A 26809-nucleotide genomic window follows, 5' to 3' on the forward strand; every position below is an offset into this window, starting at 1 on the left:
GATCAGCCTGCGCCCTCTGCTTTTTTCAGCAGGCGCAGGGCTTCTTTCACCGCAAAAGGTTTCATCGCCTCCCCATGGGCGGCGATGAAGGCGCGGGTGCGGCCAGCGTCGTGCTTTGACAGGTCGCGCAGCCACCAGCCGATGGATTTTTGAATGAACCAGCGGTGATCCGGCACCATCGTCGCGGCCCAGCCGAGGATACGGTCGCGGGCGGTCAGTTCCTCAGGCTTAGGATTGTTCTGTTTGGTCCATGGCAGGGTAGAGACGAGCGCCGCGCGCCGCGTCCAAAGGTGATCCGAGGCGACCCAATCTTCCACCTCGTCCAAGCGGGTGGGGTCGGCCACCAGACGTTTCTGCGCCGCCATGCTGGCATGATCGGCAATCGCCCAACTGTCGAAATCCGCGGTCCAGCTTGCGATCAACGCCCAACCGGCCTGATCATCGGGGCGCAGCCGCGCTTGGGTCAGCAATTTGGCTGCTGCCACACGCGCCTCGAAAATGTCGGACTGCCACAGCCCATCGGCGAGGGCGACACGGCCTTCGACATCCAGCGCCGCCCGCCACGTTTGCGCAAGCGCCGCGATCTGTGGGTTGGTCAGGCCGAGATAGCGCCGATCGGCCTTGTGATAGGCGCGCATCTCTTCCGCGCGGGCCGGGTTGGCCTGCGCTTCGAGCTCTTCCAATGCGGTTTCGGGGGTCATTCCACCGTCACCGATTTCGCCAAATTGCGCGGCTGGTCCACATCCGTGCCCTTCGCCACGGCGGTGTGATAGGCCAGCAATTGCGCCGGAACCGCATAGAGGATCGGCGCCAGCGCATCCGGCACCGGGGGCATCTCGATGCTGAACCAGACGCCGTCATTGGCCTCGGCTTGACCTTTGGCATCGGAGATCAAGATCACCTTGCCCTTGCGCGCCATGACCTCTTGCATGTTGCTGACGGTCTTGTCGAATAGCGCGTCGCGCGGGGCCATGACGACCACCGGCACATGCTCATCTACCAGCGCGATGGGGCCGTGTTTCAGCTCACCCGATGCATAAGCTTCGGCGTGGATGTAGCTGATTTCCTTGAGTTTCAACGCGCCTTCAAGGGCGAGGGGGTACATCTGGCCCCGGCCAAGGAACAGCACGTCGCGGGCATGGGAAAGCTTGAGCGCGGCCTCTTGCATCGCGTCGTTTTGTTCAAGCGCGGTGCTGATAGTCGCGGGCAGCCCGCGCAGGGCTGAGATGTGATCGGCGAAGGTGTCTGCGCTGATCACCTCGCGGTCCCGCGCGGCTTTGAGCACCAGCGCGAAGAGGACGACCAACTGGCAGGTGAAGGCTTTGGTCGAGGCCACGCCGACTTCGACCCCGGCGTAAATCGGCAGCGCCAGATCGCTTTCGCGGGCGATGGAGCTTTCCGGCACGTTGACGACCGAAAGGATGCGCGCGGCCTTGCCCTCGCAATAGCGCAGGGCGGCCAGCGTGTCGGCGGTCTCACCCGATTGGCTGACGAAGACCGCCAGAGTCCGGGGCGGGATCGGCGGTTCACGGTAGCGGAATTCCGAGGCGACATCGATCTCGACCGGCAGGCGGGCGATCTGCTCAAACCAGTATTTCGCGGTGAAACAGGCGTAGGAGGCCGTGCCGCAGGCGACCATGAGGATCCGGTCAAACTGCGTGAAATCAATGTCCTGCGCGCTGATGTTGATCTCACCCTCGGGGTGAGGTAGTGGCCGATGGCCGCGCCGATCACGCCGGGTTGCTCGGCGATTTCCTTGGCCATGAAGTGTTTGTGCCCCGCCTTGTCGATTCGGGTATTGTCGATTTGCACGGATTTGATCGCGCGGTTGGCAAGCGCCCCGTTGCGGTCGGTGATCTCCACCGAGGTCCGGGTGATGACGGCGCAATCCCCTTCTTCGAGGTAGGCAATCTGGTGGGTCAGCGGGGCAAGCGCGATGGCGTCGCTGCCCACATACATCTCACCCTCGCCATAGCCGATGGCCAAGGGCGAGCCTTTGCGCGCCGCGATCATCAGGTCGTCGTGCCCGTCAAAGAGAAAAGCCAGCGCAAAAGCGCCTTCGAGGCGGGCAAGCGTCTGTTTGGCGGCCTCTACCGGGCCTGCGCCCTGCGCCATGTGATGCTGGGTCAGGAGGGCGACGGTCTCGGTATCGGTCTCGGACACGAATTGCGCGCCATGTTCGGCCAGTTCGGCCCGCAACTCGCGGAAGTTTTCGATGATCCCGTTATGCACCACGGCCACTGGTCCCGCCTGATGCGGGTGGGCATTGGTGACGCTCGGCGCGCCATGGGTGGCCCAGCGGGTGTGGCCGATGCCTGACTTCCCCGCCAGCGGCTCATGCACCAGCGCGTCCGAGAGATTTACCAGCTTGCCCAAGGCGCGACGCCGCTCAAGCTTGCCTTCGTTCAGGGTCGCGATTCCCGCGCTGTCATAGCCGCGATATTCCAGCCGTTTCAGCGCTTCGACCAAGATCGGCGCGACTTCATGGGTGCCGAGCACCCCGACAATTCCACACATAATTAGCTGCCTCTCTGCAATTTTGCCTTCTTGGCCTTTAAAATTTCGAACATTTTTCGCGCCATCCCGGGTTTCTCAACTTGCGGGGCGCGCGAGAGGGCCAGCGCCTCGGGTTCTACGTCCGAGGTGATGACCGAGCCCGAGCCGGTCATCGCACCCTCGCCAATGGTCACCGGGGCCACGAGCATGGTGTTCGACCCGATGAAGGCGCCCGCGCCGATGGTGGTGTGATGTTTCATCACCCCGTCATAATTGCAGGTGATCGTGCCCGCGCCGATGTTGCTGCGCGCGCCGACGGTGGCGTCGCCGATGTAGCTCAGGTGGTTGACCTTGGCCCCTTCGGCGATCTGCGCATTCTTCACCTCGACGAAATTGCCGATGCGCACGTCTTCGGCCAGTTCCGCGCCGGGGCGCAGCCGGGCGTAGGGGCCAACCACCCCGCCGCGTGAGACATGGCACCCTTCGAGATGCGAGAAGGCGCGGATGGTGCTGCCGGATTCCACGGTGACATTCGGGCCGAAGACGACATTCGGCTCCACCACCGTATCGCGCCCGATGAAAGTGTCGCGCGACAGGAAGACGGTTTCGGGGGCGACCAAGGTCACGCCGTCTTCCATCAACAGATCGCGGGCGCGGGATTGGAACGCGGCCTCGGCCCTCGCCAGATCGGCGCGGGAGTTGACGCCCATGGTCTCGGCCTCGTCGCAGGTAACGACCGTGGCGCTGCGGCCCTCGGCGCGGGCGATGCCGATGATATCGGTGAGGTAGTATTCTTCCGAGGCGTTGTCGTTGCCGACCTTGTCGATCAGATCGAAGAGCAGTTTGGATTTGCAGGCCACCACGCCGGAGTTGCACAGAGTAATAGCGCGTTCTTCGGGGGTTGCGTCTTTGAATTCGACGATCCGCTCCAAGGCGTCGCCCTGCATCACCAAACGGCCATAGCGGGCGGGATCGGCGGCCTCGAACCCCAGAACCACCACATCATGTGTCGCCAGCGCTTCCTGCATCTTCTCAAGCGTCTCGGGCTGGACGAAGGGCGTGTCACCGTAAAGCACCAGCGCCATGCCCTCGAACCCATCCAATGCCGGGCGGGCCTGTGCCACAGCATGGGCCGTGCCCAATTGCTCGGTCTGTTCGACGACCTGCGCGTCTTCGTCAAAAAGCGTGGCGGCGGCGCGGACTTGATCAGCGCCGTGCCCGGCCACCACGACCGTATGGCGCGGGCCGAGCATGGCGCCCGCGGCCATGGCGTGTTCCAGCATCGGGGCGGAGGCCACGCGGTGCAGCACCTTTGGCAGGTCCGAGTTCATCCGTGTCCCCTTGCCCGCGGCGAGGATGATCAATGCAGTTTCCATGTAAATCTCTTTGTCCTTCAGCTTGCATTCTCTTTACGCGCTTCGCACAAAGGCGCAAGGTTGCGGCCCATCAAACTAGGTTGCGGACTGCAACACGATGCCATTTTGCAAGGCGGGGTTCCGCCCAAGGAGTATCCAGTGAAGACAGTGGTTTTCGATCTCGACGGCACCTTGGCCGATACCTCGGGCGATTTGATCGCCGCTGCCAATGCCTGTTTCCGTGACATGGGCGAGGGCGATGTGCTGGTCCATGCCGAGGATGCGGGCACCGCGCTGCGCGGCGGGCGGGCGATGCTGACCTTGGGGATGCAAAAGCTGGGCCGTGCCGATGATGCGGCGATGATCGACCACTATTACCCGATGCTGCTCGAAGCCTATGGGCGGGACATCGATACCCATACCATCATGTACCCCGGCGCGATGGAGGCTGTGGCCGCGCTCAAAGCCGCGGGCTACCGCGTGGCGATCTGCACCAACAAACCCGAGGCTTTGGCGGAGTTGCTGCTGACCCGTCTTGGCGTGCGGGACGCATTCGGTGCGATGCTGGGGGCCGATACGCTGGCCGTGCGCAAACCTGACCCCGAACACCTGTTCGAAACCGCCCGCCGTGCCGGGGGCGATCCGGCGCAATGCGTGTTGATTGGCGACAGCGACACCGACCGCAAAACCGCCAAAGCCGCAGGGGTTCCTTGCGTGCTGGTGACCTTCGGCCCCTCGGGCGAAGACATGGCCGCGCTGGAGCCCGAAGCGCTGTTGGACGATTTCGCCGACCTGCCGGAGGTCATCGAACGTTTAATCGGCAAAGCCGCCTGATGGCCGAGCGGTTTACCGGTAGTTTCACGCAGCAAGAGCCGATCCCCGAAGATGCGATCGAGGCGGCGGTGGCGGTGATGCGCCACGGCCGGTTGCACCGCTATAACACAGCCCCGGGGGAGGTGGCCGAGGTTGCCCTGCTGGAGCAGGAATTCGCCGCGATGACGGGGGCGAAATACTGCCTCGCCGTGGCCTCGGGCGGCTATGCCATGGCCACGGCCCTGCGCGCAGTGGGGGTGAAACCGGGCGACCGGGTGCTGACCAATGCCTTCACACTCGCCCCGGTGCCGGGGGCGATTGCCTCGCTCGGCGCGGTTCCGGTTTTTGTCGACGTGACTGAACGCTTGGTGATCGACCTCGACGATCTCGCCGCCAAGGCGGATCAGGCCGATGTGCTGCTGCTCAGCCATATGCGCGGCCATCTGGTGGACATGGACGCTCTGATGGCGCTTTGCGATGCGCGCGGCATCACGGTGATCGAAGATTGCGCCCATACGATGGGGGCGGCGTGGAACGGCAAGCCCTCGGGCACGCAGGGGAAACTGGGGTGTTATTCCTGCCAGACCTATAAACATGTGAACGCGGGCGAGGGCGGGTTGCTGATAACCGATGATGCCGAGGTTGCGGCGCGGGCGATCATGCTGTCAGGGTCTTACATGCTCTATGACCGCCACACCGCCGCGCCGGGGCCGGAGGCTTTTGAGACGATCCGCTATGAAACGCCTAATATTTCGGGCCGGATGGACAACCTGCGCGCTGCGGTCCTGCGCCCGCAGTTGCGGCGGCTGCCGGAACAGGTGGTCCGCTGGAATGAGCGTTATCGGGTGATTGAGGCGGGGTTGCGCGACACGCCGGGGCTCACGGTCATCGACCGGCTCGAGGCGGAGGGCATCGTCGGGTCGTCAATCCAATTCCTGTTGAAAGGTTGGTCGGCAGAGGATGTCGAGGCGGTGCTGGCGCGCTGCGCTGCGCGCGGGGTGGAGTTGAAATGGTTCGGCAGGGCCGAGCCTATGGGTTTCACCAGCCGTTACGACACATGGCGCTATGCGCGGGCTGAAAAAATGCCCGCCAGCGATGCGGTGCTGGCGGGGTTGATCGACATGCGCGTGCCGCTGACCTTTTCGCTGGAGGATTGCGCCTTGATCGCGCGGATCATCCGGGCCGAGGTCAGCGCCGTTTTTCAGGGGGGCTAGGCTTAGAAACGGATGGTGCCGTGTTTGCCCATGTCGGGATTTTGGCCGGTCATCTGCGCCTTGCCGATCTCATAGAGGAACTTGAACCCACCATCGGTCGCCCAAACCTCGGCTTCGGTGAGGTCAAAGCGGATCAGCTGCACATCCGGGTCTTGCTTGCCGTCCTCGAACCATGCGCCCGCGATGGCGTTCCAAATCTTGTCCAACTCAGTCGGGTTGGTCACGGCGGAAACATGGCCGTCGATCCGCGCCCAGAGGGATTCGTCCTTGCTGGCGATCAGGTATTCAGCGGCGGCGCGTCCTTCGGCGGATTGCGCCAGATCGGTGCCTTTGGCGGTGATGAACCACAGCACGGCGGCGCGGTCGTCTTCGTCGATGTAATGGGTCATCGGGATCGCGCGGGCGGTCTTGGTCATCAGCATCCCGGCGCGGGTGTCGTCCAGACGGTCCCAGAACTCTTTCTTCAGATCATCGCTCATTTGCATCTCGCTTTGTTGTAGTGTTCGCTTGGTCGCAGGGCCAACCCGCCGCGGCGCGGGGCGGTTCCACATCGCGCCGCTTGACGCAAAGCGGGCGGGGCGGTAGGTAATGAACAAGCGTTCAATAAATCGGGGGAGAAGCCGTGTTCAACGCAAGTATGCAGTTTGATCTGGGAGAAGACGTCGCGGCCATGCGGGAGATGGTGCACCGCTGGGCGCAGGAGCGCATCAAGCCGATGGCCGCCGAGATCGACAGCAAGAACGAATTCCCCGCCGAGCTTTGGCAGGAAATGGGCGAGTTGGGCCTGCTGGGCATGACCGTCGAGGAAGAGTTCGGCGGCTCGGGGCTGGGCTATGTCGCCCATACCGTCGCGGTGGAAGAGATTGCCCGGGCCTCGGCTTCGGTCTCGCTCTCCTACGGGGCGCATTCCAACCTCTGCGTGAACCAGATCAAGTTGAACGGCACCCCGGAGCAAAAGGCGCAGTTCCTGCCCAAGCTCTGCTCGGGCGAGCATGTCGGTGCGTTGGCCATGTCCGAAGTGGGCGCGGGCAGTGACGTGGTCAGCATGAAGCTGCATGCCGAGAAGCGGAACGACCACTTCCGTCTGAACGGCAACAAGTATTGGATCACCAACGGCCCCGACGCCGAGACGCTGGTGGTCTATGCCAAGACCGACCCCGAGGCCGGCTCCAAAGGCATCACCGCCTTCCTGATCGAGAAGTCGATGAAGGGGTTCTCGACCTCCAAGCATTTCGACAAGCTCGGCATGCGCGGCTCCAACACCGCCGAGTTGATCTTCGAGGACTGCGAAGTGCCCTTCGAGAACATCCTCGGCGAAGAGGGCAAGGGCGTGCGCGTGCTGATGTCGGGCCTCGATTACGAGCGCGTCGTGCTGGCGGGCATCGGCCTCGGCATCATGGCCGCCTGTCTGGACGAGATCATGCCCTACATGGCCGAGCGCAAGCAGTTCGGCCAGCGCATCGGGGATTTCCAACTGATGCAGGGCAAGATGGCGGATATGTACACCGCGATGAACTCGGCGCGGGCCTATGTCTACAGCGTGGCGCAGGCCTGTGACCGCGGCGACGTGACCCGTCAGGACGCGGCGGCCTGCTGCCTCTATGCCTCTGAGCAAGCCATGGTGCAGGCGCATCAGGCGGTGCAGGCGATGGGCGGCGCGGGCTACCTTTCCGATAACCCGGTGGGCCGCATCTTCCGCGATGCCAAGCTGATGGAGATCGGTGCGGGCACCTCCGAGATCCGCCGTATGTTGGTGGGCCGTGAGATGATGGGGGCGATGTGATGCGCGCCCTCCTGCTGGGCTGCGCGTTTTTGGCGGGGCCGGTATCCGCGCAGGACATCACCTATTCCGATGCCGCCACGGCGGACTGTCTGGCCGGGGCCGAGGAGTTCACCGACCAGCGCGCCTGCATTGGCCTGTCGGCCAACCTCTGCATGGAGGGGCCGGGCGGCTATTCGACCGTCGGCATGGGCGGGTGTCGCGATGCTGAGTTGACCTTTTGGGATGGCCTGCTGAACGAGAATTACCGCGCCCGCATGGTGCAGGCGAAATCCGCCGATGAGGAGAATGCCCTCTACCAACCGCAACTGCCTTCGCAGGCCGAGGCGCTGCGTGACATGCAGCGCGCGTGGATTACCTTCCGCGATGCCGCCTGCGATTATGAACGCAGCCAATGGGGCGGTGGCACAGGCGGCGGACCTGCAACCTTGGCCTGCCTGATGCAGATGACGGGGGAACAGGCGCTGCGTTTGGGGGCGGCCTATTAACCGCGTCTCGCTGTGTCGGCCAAACAGGACGGAGGGATCAGGATGGAAAACCTGATAGAACTGGAGACAGAAGGCGGTGTGATGCACCATTTTCTGCCTTGGCTGATCGAGGGTTTCGAGATCCTCGCCGCGGTCATCGACATTGCCGCCATCATTCTGCTGCTGATCGGGGCGGCACGTTTCCTGACCGGGGTGACGATCGCCGAGATCGCCCAGAAGGGGCCAGAGCGCGTCCGCCGCACCAACCGCGAGCGGATCGAACTGGGGCGCTACATCCTTGCCGGGCTGGAGCTTTTCATCGTCTCGGACGTGATCCACACCGCCATCAGCCTGCGGTTTGCGGACCTGCTCTTCCTTCTGATGCTGGTCATCATCCGCTCCATCACCTCCTACTTCCTTGACCGGGAACTGGAGCAACTGAAGAAGGAACTTGGCCGTGACTGATTATTCCGATCTCAATGCGCTCTACGTCAACTGCTCGCTCAAGAAGACCCCGGGCGACAGCCACACCCAGCTCTTGATGAACGCCAGCGCGGGCATCATGGAGGCGCAGGGCGTGGGTGTCGAACATCTCTACTTGCTGGATTACCAAGTGCCACCCGGCGTCTATCCTGACATGACCGAACACGGCTGGGACCGCGACGACTGGCCCGCGATCTGGCAAAAGGTGCTGGCCGCCGACATTCTGATCATCGGTACGCCTTTGTGGCTGGGCGAGGAAAGCAGCACCTGCCGCGTGCTGATCGAGCGGCTCTATGCGATGTCGGGCGAGCTCAACGACAAGGGCCAGTCGGTCTTCTACGGCAAGGTCGGCGGTACCGTGGTGACGGGCAACGAGGACGGTATCAAACATGTCGCCATGACCACCGGTTTCGCGATGAACCATCTTGGCTACACGATCCCGCCGCAGGCCGATTGTGGCTGGATTGGCGAGGCCGGGCCGGGGCCGTCTTACGGCGATGAGGTGGACGGCAAGCGCGCGGGTTTCGATAACGAGTTCACGCAGCGCAACACCACGATCATGACATGGAACGCCTTGCATCTGGCACGGATGCTGAAACACGCGGGCGGCTACCCGCGTGAGGGCAACGACCGCAACGCCTGGGACGCGGGCGCGCGGTTCGATTTCGAAAATCCGGAGTACCGAAGCTGATATGAAGAACGAAGGCGACTGGCCCATCTGGCAGGGCAACATGGCGGCGCAATGCCTCGCCCAGCCCGATGATGCACTGGCGATCATCGATCTGACCGCTACAGAACGGCGCGACGTGAGCTACGGCGCGCTGCACGAGATGGTCGACGGTCTGACCCGCGCGCTGAAAACGCAGGTCGCGCCCGGTGACCGCGTCGGCGTGCTGCTCAGCCAGTCGCCTTGGTGTGCGGCGGCGCATCTGGCGATCTGGAAGATCGGCGCGATCTCGGTGCCGCTGTTCAAACTGTTCAAACGGGACGCGCTGGCCAGCCGCGTGGGCGACGCAGGCTGCGAGATCGTGCTGACCGATGCGGAAGGCGCGGAACTGCTCGGCGATTTGGCCACCCCGTGGATCGCGGCGGAGGCGGGCGTGGCGGGCGAGGCGGTGGACTTCGCCGAGGTCGGCCCCGAAGACCCCGCCGTGCTAATCTACACCTCCGGGACCACCGGCACGCCGAAAGGCGCGTTGCACGGGCACCGGGTGCTCTCGGGCCATCTGCCGGGCGTGTCGGTCAGTCATGACCATCTGGGGCAGGCGGGCGATTGCCTCTGGACCCCGGCGGATTGGGCGTGGATCGGCGGGCTTTTCGACGTGGCGATGCCCGCGCTGGCGCTTGGCGTGCCGGTGGTGGCCACCCGGATGCCCAAGTTCACCGTCGAGGGCTGCGCCGAGGTGATCGCGAAAGGCGAGGTGCGCAATGTGTTCTTCCCACCGACTGCGCTGCGGATGCTTAAGGCCGCTGATGTATCCTTGCCCGGCCTGCGCTCGGTCGCCAGCGGCGGCGAGCCTTTGGGAGCGGAGATGCTGGCATGGGGTCGGGAAGCGTTTGGGCTCGAGATCAACGAGTTCTACGGCCAGACCGAATGTAACATGGTGGCTTCCAGCTGCGGCGTGGATTTCCCCGCCCAGCCCGGCTGCATCGGCAAGCCGGTGCCCGGCTTCGAGATCGCCGTGCTCGATGCGGACGGAGAGCCCACCGATGCGGAAGGCGACGTGGCGGTGCGCAAAGGCGCGCCGTCGTTGATGCTGCGCTACTGGAACCGGCCCGAGGAGACGGCGGCCAAGTTCCACGGCGACTGGCTGCTCACTGGCGACCGCGGCATCTGGGAGGGCGACTACCTGCGCTTCGTGGGACGCGAGGATGACGTGATCACCTCCGCCGGCTACCGCATCGGCCCGGCAGAGATCGAGGATTGCCTGCTTACGCATTCTGCCGTGGCGACCTGCGGCGTGGTTGGCAAGCCCGACGCGCTCCGCACCGAGATCGTGAAGGCCTATGTGGTGCTGAAACCGGATGCGGAGGTCGAAGCAAAGGAACTGCAGGACTGGGTGAAGGAAAGGCTCGCCAGCTATTCCTACCCGCGCGAGATCGCTTTCGTGCAGGACCTGCCCATGACCGTCACCGGCAAGGTGATCCGCAAGGAATTGAAGCGTCTGGCGGCGCGAGAGAATGAGGACGTAACATGAAACTGACATCCCAAGCCCTGCCATCCTCGGATGCCTACAAGGCCAACGAGATGGCGCATCTGAAAGCCCTGAGCGAGGTTCGAGAGGCCGCCGAAGCTGCCGCTTTGGGCGGTGGCGAGAAGTCCCGCGCGCGGCATGAAAGCCGTGGCAAGATGCTGCCGCGTGAGCGGGTGGCGAACCTTCTCGACCCCGGCAGCCCGTTTCTGGAGATCGGAGCGACGGCGGCGCATGGGCTTTATGACGGTGCCGCGCCCTGTGCAGGCGTTATCGCGGGCATTGGCCGGGTGCAGGGCCACGAGGTCATGGTGGTCTGCAACGACGCCACCGTGAAGGGCGGCACCTATTACCCGATGACGGTGAAAAAACACCTCCGCGCGCAGGAGATCGCCGAGGCGAACCATCTGCCCTGCATCTATCTGGTGGACTCGGGCGGCGCGAACCTGCCCAACCAGGACGAGGTTTTCCCCGACCGCGACCATTTCGGCGCGATCTTCTACAATCAGGCGCGGATGAGCGCCAAGGGCATCGCTCAGATCGCCGTGGTCATGGGCTCCTGCACCGCCGGCGGCGCTTACGTGCCCGCGATGTCGGACGTGACGATCATCGTGAAGGAACAGGGCACGATCTTCCTCGCCGGCCCGCCGCTGGTGAAGGCCGCGACGGGCGAGGTGGTCAGCGCCGAAGACCTCGGCGGCGGTGACGTGCACACGCGTCTTTCGGGCGTGGCGGATTACCTGGCCGAGGACGACGCCCATGCGCTGGCACTGGCGCGCCGCGCTGTGGGGCAGCTTAACAAGAGCAAGCCCAAGACGGTGGACTGGGCCAGCCCCGAAGAGCCAGCCTATGACCCCGCCGAAATGCTGGGCGTCGTGCCCGCCGACCTGCGCACGCCCTATGACATCCGCGAGGTGATCATGCGGCTGGTCGACGGCAGCCGCTTTGACGAGTTCAAGTCCCGCTTTGGCGAAACGCTGGTCTGCGGCTTTGCCCATGTGAAGGGCTGCCCCATCGGCATCATCGCCAACAACGGGGTGCTGTTTTCCGAAGCCGCCCAGAAGGGCGCGCATTTTGTGGAGCTTTGCAGCCAGCGCAACATCCCGCTGGTCTTCTTGCAGAACATCACCGGCTTCATGGTCGGCCGCAGATACGAGAACGAGGGCATCGCGCGCCACGGCGCCAAGATGGTGACGGCGGTGGCCACCACCAATGTGCCCAAGATCACCATGCTGGTGGGCGGCTCGTTTGGGGCGGGCAACTACGGCATGTCGGGGCGCGCCTATAGGCCGCGGTTCCTCTGGACATGGCCCAACAGCCGCATTTCCGTCATGGGCGGCGCGCAGGCGGCGGGCGTTCTGGCCACCGTCAAGCGCGACGCGATGGAACGCGCGGGCGAGACATGGACCGAGGAGGAAGAGACCGCCTTCAAACAGCCGACGATTGATATGTTCGAGGAACAAAGCCACCCGCTTTATGCCTCGGCACGGCTGTGGGACGACGGGATCATCGATCCGCGCAAAAGCCGCGACGTGCTCTACCTGAGCCTCTCGGCCAGCCTGAACGCGCCGATCGAGCCGACGAAATTTGGATTGTTCCGGATGTGATCGCCGCGCGGCTCCGGGGGGACCCCCCCCCGGAACGCGCGCCATATTTGGAGCCAGAAAGAGATGAAAAGGGTAGGGCATGTTTGACACGATCCTGATTGCGAACCGGGGTGAGATCGCCTGCCGGGTGATGGAAACGGCGCAGGCCATGGGGGTGCGCTGCGTGGCGGTGTATTCGGACGCGGATGCGGGCGCGAAACATGTCGCCATGGCAGATGCCGCGGTGCATATCGGCGGCTCGGCACCGGCGGAGAGTTATCTGAAGGGCGATGTGATCATCCAAGCGGCGCGCGATACCGGCGCGCAGGCGATCCATCCGGGCTACGGGTTTCTCAGCGAGAACCCCGATTTCGTGGAGGCGGTCGAGGCCGCGGGGCTGACCTTCATCGGGCCCTCGGCCCAGGCGATCCGGGCCATGGGGCTCAAGGACGCCGCCAAGGCGTTGATGGTCGAGGCGGGCGTGCCAGTCGTGCCGGGCTATCACGGGGCGGATCAGGACGATGCGCTGCTGGCGCGCGAGGCCGAGAAGATCGGCTATCCGGTGCTGATCAAGGCGGTCGCCGGGGGCGGCGGCAAGGGGATGCGTCTGGTCGAGGAGGCCGGGGGCTTTCAGGCGGCACTGGAGTCTGCGCGCTCCGAGGCCAAGACCGCCTTCGGCAACCCGGGCGTTCTGGTCGAGAAATTCGTCACCAAGCCGCGCCACATCGAGGTGCAGGTTTTTGGCGACGGCACCCATGCGGTGCATCTGTTCGAACGCGACTGCTCGCTCCAGCGCCGCCACCAGAAGGTGATCGAGGAGGCGCCCGCGCCGGGCATGACGGAAGAGATGCGCGACGCCATGGGCCAAGCGGCGGTGCGCGCGGCCGAGGCCATTGGCTATGCCGGGGCGGGGACGGTGGAATTCATCGTCGACGGCTCGGGCGGGCTTTCGACCGACGGGTTCTTCTTTATGGAGATGAACACGCGTCTTCAGGTGGAGCATCCGGTGACCGAACTGGTGACCGGGGTCGATCTGGTGGAATGGCAATTGCGGGTCGCGGCGGGCGAAGCGCTGCCGAAGCGGCAGGATGAACTCACGATAGACGGCCATGCCTTTGAGGCGCGGCTCTATGCCGAGGACGTGCCGAAGGGTTTCCTGCCCGCCACCGGGACGCTCACGCATCTGTCCTTCACCCCCAGACCCGCGCCGACAGCGGCGTGCGGGCGGGCGACACGATCAGCCCCTTCTACGATCCGATGATCGCCAAGGTCATCGTGCATGGGTCGACGCGCGACGTGGCGCTGTCGCGGATGCGCGCGGCGCTGAAGGGATGTGAAGTCGGCGGCACGGTCACCAACCTCGCCTTCCTCGGCGCGCTGGCCGAGCACGAGGGGTTCGCCAAGGGCGAGGTGGATACCGGCCTGATCGCGCGCGACATCGAGGCGCTGACCGCGCAGCCCGAGGTGCCGGGGCGGCATGTCGCGCTGGCCGGGATGGCAGCACTTGGGCTGGACCAGCCGCAGGCGGAGGCCGGGTTCAACCTTTGGCGGCCCCTGCGGCATCAGGTGATGCTAGGCCGCGAGGGCGAGGAGCATCTGCTTAAAGTGCGGGTGCTCTCAGAAGACGTGCAGCTTTGGACCGTGGGCGATCACGAGGTGCGCGCCGAGCGCATCGCGGGGCGCTGGAAGATCGACGGCCATATAGCGCCTGCGGTCTCGGTCGCCGGCGACGTGGTCACGGTGTTTGATGCCTATGGCATCGCCTTTGACGTGATCGACCCGCTGGCCCGCGCCGCCGCCGCCCATGGTGACGGCAATATCGTCGAAGCGCCGATGCCGGGGCTCGTCCGCGCGATCGACGCCGAGGTCGGCCAGAGCGTTGCCAAGGGCGACCGTCTGGCGGTGCTGGAGGCGATGAAGATGGAACATTCGCTGCTCGCCGCGCGCGACGGCGTGGTGGCCGAGGTGTTGGCAGAGGCCGGCGATCAGGTCGAGGCCGGCGCGGCGCTGGTGCGTCTGGAAGCCGAGGAGGGCGCATGATCACGCTGCACCACTGCCCGCAGACCCGCTCGATGCGCACGCTCTGGCTGCTGCATGAGCTGGACGACGTGGAGTTTCAGGTCAAGATGCATGCCTTCGACCGCAGCCTACGCGACCCGGAATACCTCGTGCTCTCGCCCGCGGGCCGGGTCCCGGCGCTGGAGATCGACGGCGAGCGCATGTTTGAGACCGGGGCGATCACCCAGTACCTCTGCGAGCGCTACAGCCCCGACCGCATGGGCCGCTCGGTCGGCAGCCCGGACCGCATGGCTTGGCTGGTCTGGGTGCATTTCGCCGAGACCATCAGCCAGCACACGGCGGCACTCACCCAGCAGCACATCGCCCTGCGCGAGGATCACATGCGCAGCCCCATCGTGATGAAGCTCGAGGCGGCGCGGATCGGCAAGTGCTACGACGCGCTGGAGGCACGGCTCTCGACGCCGCTGGAGAACCGCGACTACCTGCTGACCTCCGGCTTTTCGGCTGCCGACATCTCGGTCGGGCAGGCGGTCTACATGGCGCGGCATTTCGTGAAATTGGATGACCACCCCTCGGTCGCGGCGTGGTATGAACGGATCACGGAGCGCGAGAGCTTCGCGCAGGCGCTGCCCGAGGGGGCGAAGCTCTACGAGAAGGATTTCTACGCGCCATGGCCGATTGAATGACCATGGCCCACACAGGGAAGGAAAACGGCCAATGAGCCTTGGACCATGTGAGATTTTCGAGGTCGGCCCACGGGACGGTCTGCAGAACGAGAAACGCGAGATCCCCGTTGCCGAGAAGGTCGCGCTGGTGGACAAGCTGAGCCAAGCGGGCTTTGCCCGCATCGAATGCGCCAGTTTCGTCAGCCCCAAGTGGGTGCCGCAGATGGCCGGTTCGGGCGAGGTGCTGGAGCAGATCTCCCGCGCGGAGGGCGTGCGCTATGCGGCGCTGACACCGAACATGCGCGGCTATGAAGATGCGCTGGCCGCGAAGGCCGACGAGATCGCCATTTTCGCCTCTGCCTCCGAAGGGTTCAGCCAGAAGAACATCAACGCCAGCATCGACGAGGCTTTCGAGCGTTTCGCCCCCATCCTTGAGCAGGCCCGGCACGTGGACATTCCCGTGCGCGGTTATGTCTCTTGCGTGGTGGAATGCCCCTATGACGGCAAGGTCGATCCCGGCGACGTAGCCCGCGTGGCCGACAAGCTCTTTGCGATGGGCTGCTACGAGATTTCCTTGGGCGACACCATCGGCGCGGGCACGCCCGACAGCATCGCGCGGATGCTGCTTTCGGTGCGCGACGTGGTGCCGGCGGGGCGGCTCGCGGGGCATTACCATGACACCCACGGGCGGGCGATGGCCAATATCGACGCCTCATTGTCGATGGGCCTGCGGGTCTTCGACGCAGCGGTCGGTGGCTTGGGCGGCTGCCCCTATGCGCCGGGGGCGGCGGGCAATGTCGCCACCGAGGCGGTGAACGAACATCTGACGGCGCTTGGCTACGACACCGGCGTCGATCAGGCGGTGGTGCTGGAGGCCGCCGAAATGGCACGGGCAATGCGAGGCTGACATGTACGAGACTTTGACGATCGAAACCGACGCGCGCGGGGTGGCGACGCTCACCCTCAACCGGCCGGAGAAACACAACGCCATGTCGGCGCAGATGCTGGCCGACCTGACCGCGGCGGCGGGCGAGCTGGCCGAGGATGACGCGGTGCGTGTCGTGGTGCTGACCGGGGCGGGCAAATCCTTCTGCGCCGGCGGCGATCTGGGCTGGATGCGCGACCAGCGCGACATGGATGCCGAGACACGCTCGGCGGAGGCGGGTAAGCTGGCGACGATGCTGGGCGCGCTCAACGCGCTGCCGAAGCCGGTGATTGGCAAGCTACAGGGCAATGCCTTCGGCGGCGGCGTCGGCATGGCCTCGGTCTGTGACGTGGCCGTGGGGGTCGATACGTTGAAGATGGGCTTCACCGAGACCCGTCTGGGCATCATCCCGGCCACCATCGGGCCCTATGTGCTGGCGCGGATGGGGGAGGGGCGCGCGCGGCGGGTCTTTATGTCCGCGCGTCTGTTCGATGCGGCGGAGGCTGTCGATCTGGGGCTGTTGGCCCGCGCCGTTCCGGCGGATGAGTTGGACGCGGCCGTCGAGGCCGAGGTCGTGCCTTACCTCTCCTGCGCGCCGGGGGCGGTGGCAGCGGCCAAGAAGCTGGCGCAAGACTTGGGTGGAATCGCCACGCCCGAGGCGGTGGAAATGTCCATTGATGCCCTCGCGGCGCGTTGGGAAACCGATGAGGCCGCCGAGGGAATCGGTGCCTTCTTTGACAAGCGCAAAGCCGCTTGGGTGGTCTAGCTCAAGGCTTTGGCGAAATGGCTCTATTGCGGGCCCGTGGGCGGCATTAACCGGGCTTGGCCCGTTGACCCTACCCACGGGCAGAGTTAAACCCGTTCCAAGTTTGTCTGCGCGGGCTTTTGGCCTTTGCCTCATGCCGCGCACCGCGAAAGGAGCATCCCCTTGGACGACATGCTGCGGGAATACCTGCCCATCCTCGTTTTTCTGGCCGTGGCGATTGGCCTTGGCCTTGTGCTGATCCTCGCCGCTGTGGTCGTGGCCGTGCGCAATCCTGACCCGGAGAAGGTCTCGGCCTATGAATGCGGGTTCAACGCATTCGACGATGCGCGGATGAAGTTTGACGTGCGTTTCTATCTGGTTTCGATCCTCTTCATCATCTTCGACCTCGAAATCGCCTTCCTCTTCCCATGGGCCGTGGCCTTCAAAGAGGTGAGCATGGTGGGCTTCTGGTCGATGATGGTGTTCTTGGGCGTGCTGACGGCGGGCTTCGCCTATGAATGGAAGAAGGGAGCGCTGGAATGGCAGTAAAAGATGACGCACTCGTCACCCCGGTGATGGGCGATGGGCACCAAAGCCCACGGGTGAAATCCGGTGCCTCCGCCCCAGCGGCCTACGGCCAATATGGCGCGGGGCCGGACCCTGAGTTCGCCACCCAGAGCCTGAATGCCGAGTTGCAGGACAAGGGGTTCCTGCTGACTTCGACCGAAGACATCATCAACTGGGCGCGGACGGGCAGCTTGCACTGGATGACCTTCGGTCTGGCCTGCTGCGCGGTCGAGATGATGCACAGTTCCATGCCGCGCTATGATCTTGAGCGTTTCGGGACCGCGCCGCGTGCCTCTCCGCGCCAGTCGGACCTGATGATCGTCGCGGGCACGCTGACCAACAAGATGGCCCCGGCGCTGCGCAAGGTCTATGACCAGATGCCAGAGCCGCGCTATGTGATCTCGATGGGGTCCTGCGCCAATGGCGGCGGTTACTATCACTACAGCTATTCGGTCGTGCGCGGCTGTGACCGCATCGTGCCGGTGGACGTCTATGTGCCCGGCTGCCCGCCGACGGCGGAAGCACTGCTTTATGGTATCCTCCAGTTGCAGCGTAAGATCCGCCGCACCGGGACGATCGTGCGCTAAGGCAACCGCCTGCGCCGCCAGCGGGGCAGGCAGAAGGACAAAGCGCCAAAGGCGCGGGACAGTGAGATGGCGTTGATCGGCGCGTGGAAGGAAGATTTGCGATGAGCGAACAACTGCAGGAACTTGGGGCCTATATCGAAGCCAAACGCCCCGATTGCGTGCTCGGATGGGATGTCACCAAGGGTGAGTTGAACATGGATGTGGCACTCGCCAATGTCGCCGGGCTTGTCGAGTTCCTCAAAGGTGATCCGACCTGCCGCTTCTCGACTTTGGTGGACATCACGGCTGTGGATTATCCGGGCAGGGCCAAGCGTTTCGACGTGGTTTACCACTTCCTGTCGATGTACCAGAACCAGCGCATCCGCCTGCGCGCCGCCGCGCGGGAGAAGGACATGGTGCCCTCGATCACCGGCGTGCACCCCAGTGCCGATTGGTTCGAGCGTGAAGTCTTTGACATGTTCGGCATCCTCTTTTCCGGTCACCCGGATCTGCGCCGCATCCTCACGGACTATGGTTTCCGCGGGCACCCGCTGCGCAAGGATTTTCCGACCACGGGCTATACCGAGGTGCGCTATGACGAAGGCGCCAAACGTGTGGTCTATGAGCCTGTGAGCCTCGTTCAGGAATACCGCCAGTTCGACTTCATGTCGCCATGGGAAGGGGCCGATTACATCCTGCCCGGCGATGACAAGTCGGCACCCGACGGTCATGTGAGCAAGGACGCGAAGTAATGGGCGGGCTTTGGTGGCTGATCCTCTCGGCGCTGACCGCCATTCCGATGGTCAAACTGCTGCCGTTCTTCGGCATCAACAAATACTGGGCGGTGGCCTGTCTGATCCCGCTGGGCACGATCGCCCTGCTGTGGTGGATGGGCATGAAGCTGCAAGAACTGGAGAAACGGTAATGGACGGCGACATTCGCACAAAAGCCTTTGACGACGGGTCGACCGACTTTGAGTCCGGCGAGCAGAAGATTCGCAACTTCAACATCAACTTCGGCCCGCAACACCCTGCCGCACACGGGGTTTTGCGCTTGGTGCTTGAGCTTGACGGTGAGGTGGTAGAGCGTTGCGACCCCCATATCGGCCTGCTGCACCGTGGCACCGAAAAGCTGATGGAAAGCCGCACCTATCTGCAAAACCTGCCGTATTTCGACCGGCTGGATTACGTGGCCCCGATGAACCAAGAACACGCTTGGTGTCTGGCCATCGAAAAGCTGACCGACACGGTGGTGCCGCGCCGTGCTTCGCTGATCCGGGTGCTGTTCTCGGAAATCGGGCGCATTCTGAACCACCTTCTCAACATCACCACGCAGGCGCTGGATGTGGGCGCGCTGACGCCGCCGCTCTGGGGCTTTGAAGAGCGTGAGAGCCTGATGATCTTTTACGAGCGGGCCTGCGGCGCGCGTCTGCACGCGGCGTACTTCCGCCCCGGCGGCGTCCACCAAGACCTGCCGCCGGCGCTGCTGGACGATATCGAAGCTTGGTGCGAACAGTTCCTCAAGAAGTTCATGGTCGACATCGACGAGCTGCTGACCGAGAACCGCATCTTCAAGCAGCGCAACGTCGACATCGGCATCGTGACCGAGGAGGACATCCTCAACTACGGCTTCAGCGGTGTGATGGTGCGCGGGTCGGGCTTTGCTTGGGACCTGCGTCGCGCGCAGCCCTATGAATGCTACGACGAATTCGACTTCCAGATCCCCGTGGGCAAGAACGGCGACTGCTTTGACCGCTACCTCTGCCGGATGGAAGAGATGCGCCAGTCGACCTACATCATCCAGCAAGCGATCGAGAAGCTGCGCGCCCCCGAAGGGCAGGGCGATGTGCTGGCCCGGGGTAAGATCACCCCGCCGTCGCGCACCGCGATGAAGACCGACATGGAAAGCCTGATCCACCACTTCAAGCTCTATACCGAAGGGTTCCACGTTCCCAAGGGCGAGGTTTACTGCGCCGTCGAAGCGCCCAAGGGCGAGTTTGGCGTCTACCTTGTGGCCGATGGCTCCAACAAACCCTATCGCTCCAAAATCCGCGCGCCGGGCTTCTTGCACTTGCAGGCGATGGACCATGTGGCCAGCGGCCACCAGCTTGCCGATGTGGCCGCGATCATCGGCACCATGGACGTCGTCTTTGGAGAGATCGACCGGTGATGCCGCTGGCGTCACCTCGTTTTGAAGAAATTTACGCCGGGGGCATCATTGGCCTCCGCCTGACCATAGGTTCGAACTAATGCTCCGCCGTCTACACCCTGACCAGCCCGACAGTTTTGCCTTCACGCCCGCCAACCAAGAATGGGCCGAAGCGCAGATCACCAAATACCCCGAAGGCCGTCAGGCCAGCGCGATCATCCCACTGTTGTGGCGCGCGCAGGAGCAAGAGGGCTGGTTGACCCGCCCGGCGATCGAACATGTCTCGGAGATGCTGGGCATGGCCTATATCCGGGGCCTAGAAGTGGCGACATTCTACTTCATGTTCCAGCTGCAACCCGTTGGTTCCGTGGCACATATCCAAGTTTGCGGCACCACCTCCTGCATGATCTGCGGGGCCGAGGATCTGGTCGCCGTCTGCAAAGAGCGTATCGCCGCCAAGCCGCATGAGTTGTCGGCGGATGGGCGTTTTTCCTGGGAAGAGGTCGAATGCCTCGGCGCCTGTTCCAACGCCCCCATGGCGCAGATCGGCAAGGACTATTACGAAGACCTGACCACCGCGCGGCTGAACGAAATTCTTGATGAGTTGAGCGAGGGGCGCGTGCCCGTGCCTGGGCCTCAGAACGGGCGCTATGCCTCTGAGCCTCTGGGCGGGTTGACCAGCCTCACGGATCACGAAAGCGGGCGCACGCAGTATAACGCCAGCGCGCAAGCGGCGGTCGATATCGGCGATACGGTCAAGCGCATCGACGGCACCGAGGTGCCGCTGCTGACCCCATGGCAGCGCAAGCCCGACGCGCCGCAGCCTGAAACCGTGGAAGAGGTCGAAGCCGAAGAGCCGCGTCCCGCCGAGGGCGAAAGCGCCGACAAGACCGGCATCACGGAGCAGGAGGCCGAGGCCGCCTCGAAAAGCAAGCCGCGTTCCAAGCGCGACCCCGCGGGTGAAACCGTCGATGCCGCCGAGGCCGAGACCGACACCCCCGCGACGCCCGGCCAAAAGCCCGCGCAGTTGGACGGCCCGCGTGAGGGCGAGGCGGATGATCTGAAAAAGATCAAAGGCGTCGGTCCGAAGCTGGAGCAGATGCTTAACGGCATGGGCTTTTACCACTTTGATCAGATCGCCCAATGGGGCCCTGAGGAGGTCGCTTGGGTCGACCAGAACCTCGAAGGGTTCAAAGGCCGCGTCAGCCGCGACAATTGGGTAGAGCAGGCCGCGCGCCTCGCAGAAGAATAAGACGGAGATTAACAACGGGCCAAGGACGGCACCCACACCACCCCGCAGAGCCATAAGCCGCATCGCCCGCATCAAGGGAGAGAAGGACAGTCATGACGGATATTTCGGAACGAGAAGCCTGCACCAAGCGCTGCTGGTGGCTGGGTGCCGGTGTCGGTTTGCTGGTGGCATTCCTGTTGCTCGCTTTCGGCATCTGGGGTCTGTTGATGTCCATTATGGCCGGTGTGCTGGTGGCGGTGATTGTGGGCTATCTGGCGATGACCCTGCTGTGCAAAGACGCGCCAGCCGCCGCACCGCAAGACAACACCCGCAGCGCGGCAGCAGCATCGGTTGCAGCGGCACCGACAGCATCGGACAGCGTCTCGCCAGCGGTGGACACGGTCCCTGCCGGTGACGCAGGCATCGGGGCTGCGCGAAAGGCCAGCGCGCCGGTTGAGCCTGTGGCAGAGACACCGCCGAATGCGCCCGTGGCCGATACGGCTGCCGTTGAGGCCGCGCCGGATGATGTTGCCGTGGCCGAAGTGGCGGGCGAGGAAGAGCCCGTCGGAACCTCCGAGGAAACAACGCCGACGCCGCCCTTGGCTGACACAGCCGCCGTCGAAGCCACCCCGGAACAGGTTGTCGAAGCCGAAGAAGCGCCCGCGGTGGTGACCACCCCGGAAGAGACCGTCGAAACCACGCCCAAAGGGGCGACAGGCGGCGCATCGACCGATGGCAAACCCGCGCTGCTGGACGCACCGCGTGCGGGCGGGGCGGATGACCTCAAGCGGATCGGCGGCATCGGGCCGAAGCTGGAACAGACGCTGAATGAATTGGGCATCTTCCATTTCGACCAGATTGCGGCACTTGAGGGAGAAGAGATCGACTGGGTCGATTCCCGTCTGCGTTTCAAGGGCCGTATCCGGCGCGACGATTGGATCGGTCAGGCCAAGGCACTTGCCAGTGGCGGCAAGGCCGAGGGCTGATCGGGGTAAGAGAGAGACATGAGCGAAGCCGAAGACAGAGCGCTTGCCCGCAAGGGCCGCACCGCAGGGCTGGTCATTGCCGTGACCATGTGCTTGTGGCTGGCCATGCAATGGGCCGGCCCGGCGCTTGGCCTGCCGGGGCGTTATGCGCTGCTCTTCGACTTTGCTGCACTGGCCGCGCTTTTCTGGGCGATGGTCGTGATATATCAAATGTGGCAGGCCCGCCGGGCCAGCCGTGAGAACCAAAGGTAGGCATCATGCTTCAGGACAAAGACCGCATTTTTACCAACATCTACGGCATGCATGACCGCACCCTGAAAGGCGCGCAGGCGCGCGGCCATTGGGATGGCACCGCCGGGATCATTCAAAAGGGCCGCGACTGGATCGTCGACCAGATGAAAGCTTCTGGCCTGCGGGGCCGGGGCGGGGCGGGCTTCCCCACGGGGCTCAAGTGGTCCTTCATGCCGAAGGAAAGCGATGGCCGCCCGGCATACCTTGTGGTCAACGCCGACGAATCCGAGCCGGGCACCTGCAAGGACCGCGAGATCATGCGCCACGATCCGCATACGCTGATCGAAGGTTGCCTGATCGCCTCTTTCGCGATGAACGCACATACTTGCTACATCTACCTGCGCGGCGAGTATATCCGCGAGCGCGAAGCCCTGCAGGCCGCGATTGATGAAGCCTATGAGGCTGGTCTGGTGGGCAAGAACGCCTCTGGCTCGGGCTGGGACTTCGACATCTACCTGCACCACGGTGCCGGCGCCTATATCTGCGGCGAGGAAACCGCGCTGCTGGAAAGCCTCGAAGGCAAGAAGGGCATGCCACGGATGAAGCCGCCGTTCCCGGCGGGCGCGGGCCTTTACGGTTGCCCGACCACGGTGAATAACGTCGAATCCATCGCCGTGGTGCCGACGATTCTGCGCCGTGGCCCTGAGTGGTTCGCGGGCTTTGGCCGCGCCAATAACGCGGGCACCAAGCTCTTTGCGATCTCGGGTCACGTCAACAACCCCTGCGTCGTCGAAGAGGCGATGTCGATCTCCTTTGAAGAGCTGATCGAGACCCATTGCGGCGGCATTCGCGGCGGCTGGGACAACCTCAAGGCGGTGATCCCCGGCGGGTCGTCGGTGCCGCTGATCCCGGCAAGGACATGCGCGACGCGATCATGGATTTCGATTACCTGCGCGAGCAGCGTTCGGGCCTCGGCACCGCGGCGGTGATCGTGATGGACAACTCCACCGACGTGATCAAGGCGATCTGGCGGCTGTCGAAGTTCTACAAACACGAAAGCTGCGGCCAGTGCACGCCCTGCCGCGAAGGCACCGGTTGGATGATGCGGGTGATGGACCGTCTGGTCTCGGGCGATGCCGAGCCGGAAGAGATCGACATGCTGCTCGACGTGACCAAACAGGTCGAAGGCCACACGATCTGCGCGCTCGGCGATGCGGCGGCTTGGCCGATCCAAGGTCTGATCCGCCACTTCCGTGATGAGATCGAAGATCGGATCAAACACAAGCGCACGGGCCGCGTCAGCGCGGTCGCGGCAGAGTGAAACCCTGCGCGGCGGCGGGCCTCACCGGCTTGACGCGTGACGCAGGAGCGGCGATAGCGGGCGCGCGTCAGGCGCGTCTGTCCACAACAGGCGCGGGGCGATCGGCAAGGCCGGGCCATGGCGCAGCGGAGTAGGTCTATGAAATATGCTTTGACGGTTCTGACGCTCAGCGCCCTGCTGGCGGGCTGCGCCAACGATGGCGAGCGGATTGCCTTTGACGGGCAGTATTTCAACACCAAACTGCGCAAGGTCGACGGCCAGCGGGATGTCTTTCAGGTAACGGTCAAGGACGCCGGCAAATCCATCGACGGCGCCCGCGCGGCGGCGCGCTATGAAGCGGTGAAATACTGTGTCGGCCACTACGGCAACTCGAAGATCGACTGGACCTTTGGCCCCGATGCCCCGGCGAGCGCGCTGCGGTTCGATGGCGGGGCGCTGACCTTTCAGGGGCGCTGCCCCCAGTGATCGCATCGGCGACATATCGCGGGCCTGCGGACCTTGGGGGCGGTGATATTGAATATCACGGCCTGCAATCTCCATCTGTCAGACGGGCCCTTCCGGCCCGCTGCATGAAGGAGAATTGATATGCGCACCCTGATGATCGCCGTGATGGGCCTGAGCCTGACCGCCGCCACCGTGACACCGGTCGCCGCAAAACCGCCGCTGCGCGAGGTGGCCGCCATCGACGATGCGCTCTTGGACATGGGCGTCGCCGACATCATCCGCAAAAACTGCCCCGACATCAGCGCGCGGATGCTGCGCGCGGTCAAGATGGCTTGGGACTTGAAAGGCAAGGCGACCGATTTGGGCTACTCCGACGCCGAGATCGACGCCTATATTGATAGTGACGCTGAAAAAGCGCGCATGAGAGCGCGGGGCGCCGCGTTTTTCAAGGCGAAGGGGGTCGATACTTCGGACCCGCAAAGCTATTGTGCGCTCGGACGCGAAGAGATTCAAAAATCGAGCCGGATCGGTTCGTTACTGAAGGCAAAGTGAGCTTATGAGCGATATCCGCAAGATCATCATCGACGGTAAGGAAGTCGAAGTCGAAGGGGCGATGACGCTCATACAGGCCTGCGAGCAGGTCGGCATCGAAGTGCCGCGCTTCTGTTATCACGAGCGTCTGTCGATCGCGGGCAACTGCCGCATGTGTCTTGTGGAAGTCGTCGGCGGGCCGCCCAAGCCCGCCGCCTCCTGCGCCATGCAGGTGCGCGACCTGCGCCCCGGTCCCGAGGGCCAGCCGCCGGTCGTGAAAACCAACTCGCCCATGGTCAAGAAGGCCCGCGAAGGCGTGATGGAATTCCTGCTCATCAACCACCCGCTGGATTGCCCGATCTGCGACCAGGGCGGTGAGTGCGACTTGCAAGATCAGGCGATGGCCTACGGCGTCGACTTCTCGCGCTACCGCGAGCCCAAGCGCGCGACCGAGGATCTCGATCTCGGCCCGCTGGTCGAGACGCATATGACCCGCTGCATTTCCTGCACCCGCTGCGTGCGCTTCACCACCGAAGTCGCGGGCCAGCACGTCATGGGCCAGACCGGCCGCGGCGAGGATGCCGAGATCACGACCTATCTCGGCGCGCTGATCGACAGCAACCTGTCGGGCAATATCATCGACCTTTGCCCGGTGGGCGCGCTGGTCTCCAAGCCTTACGCCTTCACCGCGCGTCCGTGGGAGCTCAGCAAGACTGAGAGCATCGACGTGATGGATGCGCTCGGCTCCAACATCCGCGTCGACACCAAGGGCCGCGAAGTCATGCGCTTCCTGCCGCGCAACCATGACGGCGTGAACGAGGAATGGATTTCCGACAAGACCCGTTTCGTCTGGGACGGTCTGCGCCGCCAGCGTCTCGACACACCTTACATCCGCGAGAACGGCAAGCTGCGCAAAGCCAGCTGGCCCGAGGCGCTGAATGCCGCCGCCGCCGCGATGAAGGGCAAGAAGCTTGCCGGTCTCATTGGCGATCTGGCGTCCGTCGAGGCCGCCTTTGCCCTGAAACAGCTGATCGAAGGGCAGGGCGGTGTCGTCGAATGCCGCACCGATGGCGCGAAACTGCCCGCGGGCAACCGTTTCGGCTATGTCGGCAACGCCCGGATCGAGGATCTGGATGATGCCAAGATGATCCAGCTCATCGGCACCAACCCCGCCGTCGAGGCGCCGGTGCTGAATGCGCGTATTCGCAAGGCATGGAGCAATGGCGCCGAGATCGGCCTGATCGGCGAAGCGGCTGATCTGACCTATCCGCATCACCATCTGGGCAACGACCGCGCCACGCTCGACAAGCTGATGGGCAGCGACTTCGACGAAGTGCTGGAGCAACCTTCGGTGATTGTCGTCGGCCAAGGCGCCCTGCGCGAAGCCGATGGCTCGGCGGTTCTGGCGAAAGCGATGGAACTGGCCGAGAAGACCAAGAGCAAGCTGATGGTTTTGCACGCCGCCGCATCGCGCGTCGGCGCGATGGACATCGGTGCCGTGGCCGAAAACGGTATGGACGACGTGAACGCGGCGGAGGTGATCTACAACCTCGGCGCCGATGAGATCGAGATCGGCGAAGGCCCCTTCGTGATCTACCAAGGCAGCCACGGCGACCGCGGCGCGCACCGTGCCGACATCATCCTGCCGGGTGCTGCCTATACCGAGGAGCCGGGGCTTTTCGTCAACACCGAAGGCCGTCCGCAGCTGGCGCTGCGCGCAGGCTTTGCCCCGGGGCAGGCGAAAGAGAACTGGGCGATTCTCCGGGCGCTTTCGGCTGAGATGGGCGCGCAACTGGGCTATGATTCCATCGTCGAGCTGCGCCGCAAGCTGACCGAGGCCGTGCCGCATATGGCGAATGTCGATGAGGTGCCGGAAAACGAATGGAACGCGCTGCCGGCGGGCAAGCTGGGCAATGCGTCTTTCGCGCCTGCGGTGCGTGACTTCTATCTCTCCAACCCGATCGCGCGGGCCAGCCAGTTGATGGCGGAACTGTCGGCACTGGCCGCCGCGCGCCGGGCCGAACCGATGGCGGCGGAGTGAGAA

At 64.2% G+C, this 26809-nt stretch carries 25 protein-coding genes and 3 pseudogenes; 24 read left to right on the plus strand and 4 right to left on the minus strand.

The annotated features are described in order from the left end of the window. Nucleotides 1-2: 2 nt before the first annotated feature. The 3 genes and pseudogenes from CUR85_RS13160 to glmU form a co-directional block, all read right to left on the minus strand. Nucleotides 3-701 (minus strand): DNA alkylation repair protein, encoded by a 699-nt coding sequence (locus CUR85_RS13160; protein ID WP_067263356.1) that lies wholly within the window; start codon nucleotides 699-701, stop codon nucleotides 3-5. Beyond that, nucleotides 698-2517 (minus strand): annotated as a pseudogene (gene glmS / locus CUR85_RS13165) (glutamine--fructose-6-phosphate transaminase (isomerizing)). Before glmS ends, CUR85_RS13160 begins: the two are co-directional and overlap by 4 nt. 2 nt (nucleotides 2518-2519) lie before the next feature. Next, a complete protein-coding gene (gene glmU / locus CUR85_RS13170) occupies nucleotides 2520-3872 on the minus strand; it encodes a bifunctional UDP-N-acetylglucosamine diphosphorylase/glucosamine-1-phosphate N-acetyltransferase GlmU (RefSeq protein WP_067263360.1) in 1353 nt (450 codons plus the stop codon). Between the two features lie 138 nt (nucleotides 3873-4010). Here glmU and CUR85_RS13175 point away from each other — a divergent pair, with 138 nt between their 5' ends. Together CUR85_RS13175 and CUR85_RS13180 are read left to right on the plus strand one after the other, a co-directional pair. Then, nucleotides 4011-4685 carry an HAD-IIIA family hydrolase gene (locus CUR85_RS13175; RefSeq protein ID WP_067263363.1) on the plus strand — a complete coding sequence of 225 codons (675 nt, stop codon included), beginning with the start codon at nucleotides 4011-4013 and terminating at the stop codon, nucleotides 4683-4685. Then, on the plus strand, nucleotides 4685-5878 hold the full coding sequence (locus CUR85_RS13180; protein ID WP_067263366.1) for a DegT/DnrJ/EryC1/StrS family aminotransferase: 1194 nt from the start codon (nucleotides 4685-4687) through the stop codon (nucleotides 5876-5878). Before CUR85_RS13175 ends, CUR85_RS13180 begins: the two co-directional genes overlap by 1 nt. 2 nt (nucleotides 5879-5880) lie before the next feature. Here the strand turns inward: CUR85_RS13180 and CUR85_RS13185 are convergent, their stop codons facing one another. Next, a complete protein-coding gene (locus tag CUR85_RS13185) occupies nucleotides 5881-6357 on the minus strand; it encodes a pyridoxamine 5'-phosphate oxidase family protein (RefSeq protein ID WP_067263367.1) in 477 nt (158 codons plus the stop codon). A gap of 143 nt (nucleotides 6358-6500) precedes the next feature. On the opposite strand from CUR85_RS13185, the gene CUR85_RS13190 reads away from it, so the two are divergent. The 22 genes and pseudogenes from CUR85_RS13190 (at nucleotide 6501) to nuoG (ending at nucleotide 26806) form a co-directional block, all read left to right on the plus strand. Continuing rightward, entirely contained in the window at nucleotides 6501-7661 is a 1161-nt protein-coding gene (locus CUR85_RS13190; RefSeq protein ID WP_067263370.1) for an isovaleryl-CoA dehydrogenase, read from the plus strand. Then, complete coding sequence (locus CUR85_RS13195; protein WP_067263387.1) at nucleotides 7661-8146, plus strand: lysozyme inhibitor LprI family protein; 486 nt, start codon at nucleotides 7661-7663, stop codon at nucleotides 8144-8146. The genes CUR85_RS13190 and CUR85_RS13195 overlap by 1 nt, the downstream gene beginning before the upstream one ends. 42 nt (nucleotides 8147-8188) lie before the next feature. Next, nucleotides 8189-8590 (plus strand): DUF1622 domain-containing protein, encoded by a 402-nt coding sequence (locus CUR85_RS13200; protein ID WP_067263390.1) that lies wholly within the window; start codon nucleotides 8189-8191, stop codon nucleotides 8588-8590. Then, nucleotides 8583-9299 carry a flavodoxin family protein gene (locus tag CUR85_RS13205; RefSeq protein WP_067263392.1) on the plus strand — a complete coding sequence of 239 codons (717 nt, stop codon included), beginning with the start codon at nucleotides 8583-8585 and terminating at the stop codon, nucleotides 9297-9299. The genes CUR85_RS13200 and CUR85_RS13205 overlap by 8 nt, the downstream gene beginning before the upstream one ends. Before the next feature lies 1 nt (nucleotide 9300). Then, complete coding sequence (locus CUR85_RS13210; protein ID WP_067263395.1) at nucleotides 9301-10806, plus strand: AMP-binding protein; 1506 nt, start codon at nucleotides 9301-9303, stop codon at nucleotides 10804-10806. Continuing rightward, on the plus strand, nucleotides 10803-12407 hold the full coding sequence (locus CUR85_RS13215) for a carboxyl transferase domain-containing protein (protein ID WP_067263397.1): 1605 nt from the start codon (nucleotides 10803-10805) through the stop codon (nucleotides 12405-12407). Before CUR85_RS13210 ends, CUR85_RS13215 begins: the two co-directional genes overlap by 4 nt. A gap of 79 nt (nucleotides 12408-12486) precedes the next feature. Further along, nucleotides 12487-14426 (plus strand): annotated as a pseudogene (locus CUR85_RS13220) (acetyl/propionyl/methylcrotonyl-CoA carboxylase subunit alpha). Further along, a complete protein-coding gene (locus tag CUR85_RS13225; protein ID WP_067263402.1) occupies nucleotides 14423-15091 on the plus strand; it encodes a glutathione S-transferase family protein in 669 nt (222 codons plus the stop codon). Before CUR85_RS13220 ends, CUR85_RS13225 begins: the two are co-directional and overlap by 4 nt. Nucleotides 15092-15122: 31 nt before the next feature. After that, the gene (locus CUR85_RS13230; protein ID WP_067263404.1) at nucleotides 15123-15977 is read left to right on the plus strand and encodes a hydroxymethylglutaryl-CoA lyase; all 855 of its coding nucleotides are present in this window, start codon (nucleotides 15123-15125) and stop codon (nucleotides 15975-15977) included. Nucleotide 15978: 1 nt separating this feature from the next. Next, a complete protein-coding gene (locus tag CUR85_RS13235; protein WP_067263407.1) occupies nucleotides 15979-16761 on the plus strand; it encodes a crotonase/enoyl-CoA hydratase family protein in 783 nt (260 codons plus the stop codon). A gap of 162 nt (nucleotides 16762-16923) precedes the next feature. After that, nucleotides 16924-17289, plus strand: a complete 366-nt coding sequence (locus CUR85_RS13240) for an NADH-quinone oxidoreductase subunit A (RefSeq protein WP_067263411.1) — start codon at nucleotides 16924-16926, stop codon at nucleotides 17287-17289. Continuing rightward, nucleotides 17280-17894, plus strand: a complete 615-nt coding sequence (locus CUR85_RS13245) for a NuoB/complex I 20 kDa subunit family protein (RefSeq protein WP_231886322.1) — start codon at nucleotides 17280-17282, stop codon at nucleotides 17892-17894. The genes CUR85_RS13240 and CUR85_RS13245 overlap by 10 nt, the downstream gene beginning before the upstream one ends. Before the next feature lie 101 nt (nucleotides 17895-17995). Then, nucleotides 17996-18625, plus strand: coding sequence for an NADH-quinone oxidoreductase subunit C (locus CUR85_RS13250; RefSeq protein WP_136720172.1), 630 nt, complete (start codon nucleotides 17996-17998; stop codon nucleotides 18623-18625). Continuing rightward, nucleotides 18625-18798 carry a hypothetical protein gene (locus tag CUR85_RS13255; protein ID WP_169306047.1) on the plus strand — a complete coding sequence of 58 codons (174 nt, stop codon included), beginning with the start codon at nucleotides 18625-18627 and terminating at the stop codon, nucleotides 18796-18798. The genes CUR85_RS13250 and CUR85_RS13255 overlap by 1 nt, the downstream gene beginning before the upstream one ends. After that, entirely contained in the window at nucleotides 18798-20042 is a 1245-nt protein-coding gene (locus CUR85_RS13260) for an NADH-quinone oxidoreductase subunit D (RefSeq protein ID WP_067263416.1), read from the plus strand. Before CUR85_RS13255 ends, CUR85_RS13260 begins: the two co-directional genes overlap by 1 nt. Before the next feature lie 79 nt (nucleotides 20043-20121). Further along, entirely contained in the window at nucleotides 20122-21273 is a 1152-nt protein-coding gene (locus CUR85_RS13265) for an NADH-quinone oxidoreductase subunit E (protein ID WP_067263419.1), read from the plus strand. A gap of 92 nt (nucleotides 21274-21365) precedes the next feature. Beyond that, a complete protein-coding gene (locus CUR85_RS13270) occupies nucleotides 21366-22238 on the plus strand; it encodes an NADH-quinone oxidoreductase subunit E (protein ID WP_067263422.1) in 873 nt (290 codons plus the stop codon). An 18-nt stretch (nucleotides 22239-22256) separates the two neighbouring features. Then, nucleotides 22257-22490 (plus strand): DUF5337 domain-containing protein, encoded by a 234-nt coding sequence (locus CUR85_RS13275; protein WP_067263425.1) that lies wholly within the window; start codon nucleotides 22257-22259, stop codon nucleotides 22488-22490. A 5-nt stretch (nucleotides 22491-22495) separates the two neighbouring features. Then, nucleotides 22496-23790: pseudogene (gene nuoF, locus CUR85_RS13280) on the plus strand (NADH-quinone oxidoreductase subunit NuoF). Between the two features lie 138 nt (nucleotides 23791-23928). Beyond that, on the plus strand, nucleotides 23929-24255 hold the full coding sequence (locus tag CUR85_RS13285) for a hypothetical protein (RefSeq protein ID WP_067263430.1): 327 nt from the start codon (nucleotides 23929-23931) through the stop codon (nucleotides 24253-24255). A 120-nt stretch (nucleotides 24256-24375) separates the two neighbouring features. After that, complete coding sequence (locus tag CUR85_RS13290; protein ID WP_067263433.1) at nucleotides 24376-24786, plus strand: DUF5333 domain-containing protein; 411 nt, start codon at nucleotides 24376-24378, stop codon at nucleotides 24784-24786. 4 nt (nucleotides 24787-24790) lie between these two features. Beyond that, nucleotides 24791-26806, plus strand: a complete 2016-nt coding sequence (nuoG, locus tag CUR85_RS13295) for an NADH-quinone oxidoreductase subunit NuoG (RefSeq protein WP_067263436.1) — start codon at nucleotides 24791-24793, stop codon at nucleotides 26804-26806. Nucleotides 26807-26809 lie beyond the last annotated feature (3 nt).

The organism is Sulfitobacter faviae (assembly GCF_029870955.1).
GTDB classification, from domain to species: Bacteria; Pseudomonadota; Alphaproteobacteria; order Rhodobacterales; family Rhodobacteraceae; genus Sulfitobacter; species Sulfitobacter faviae.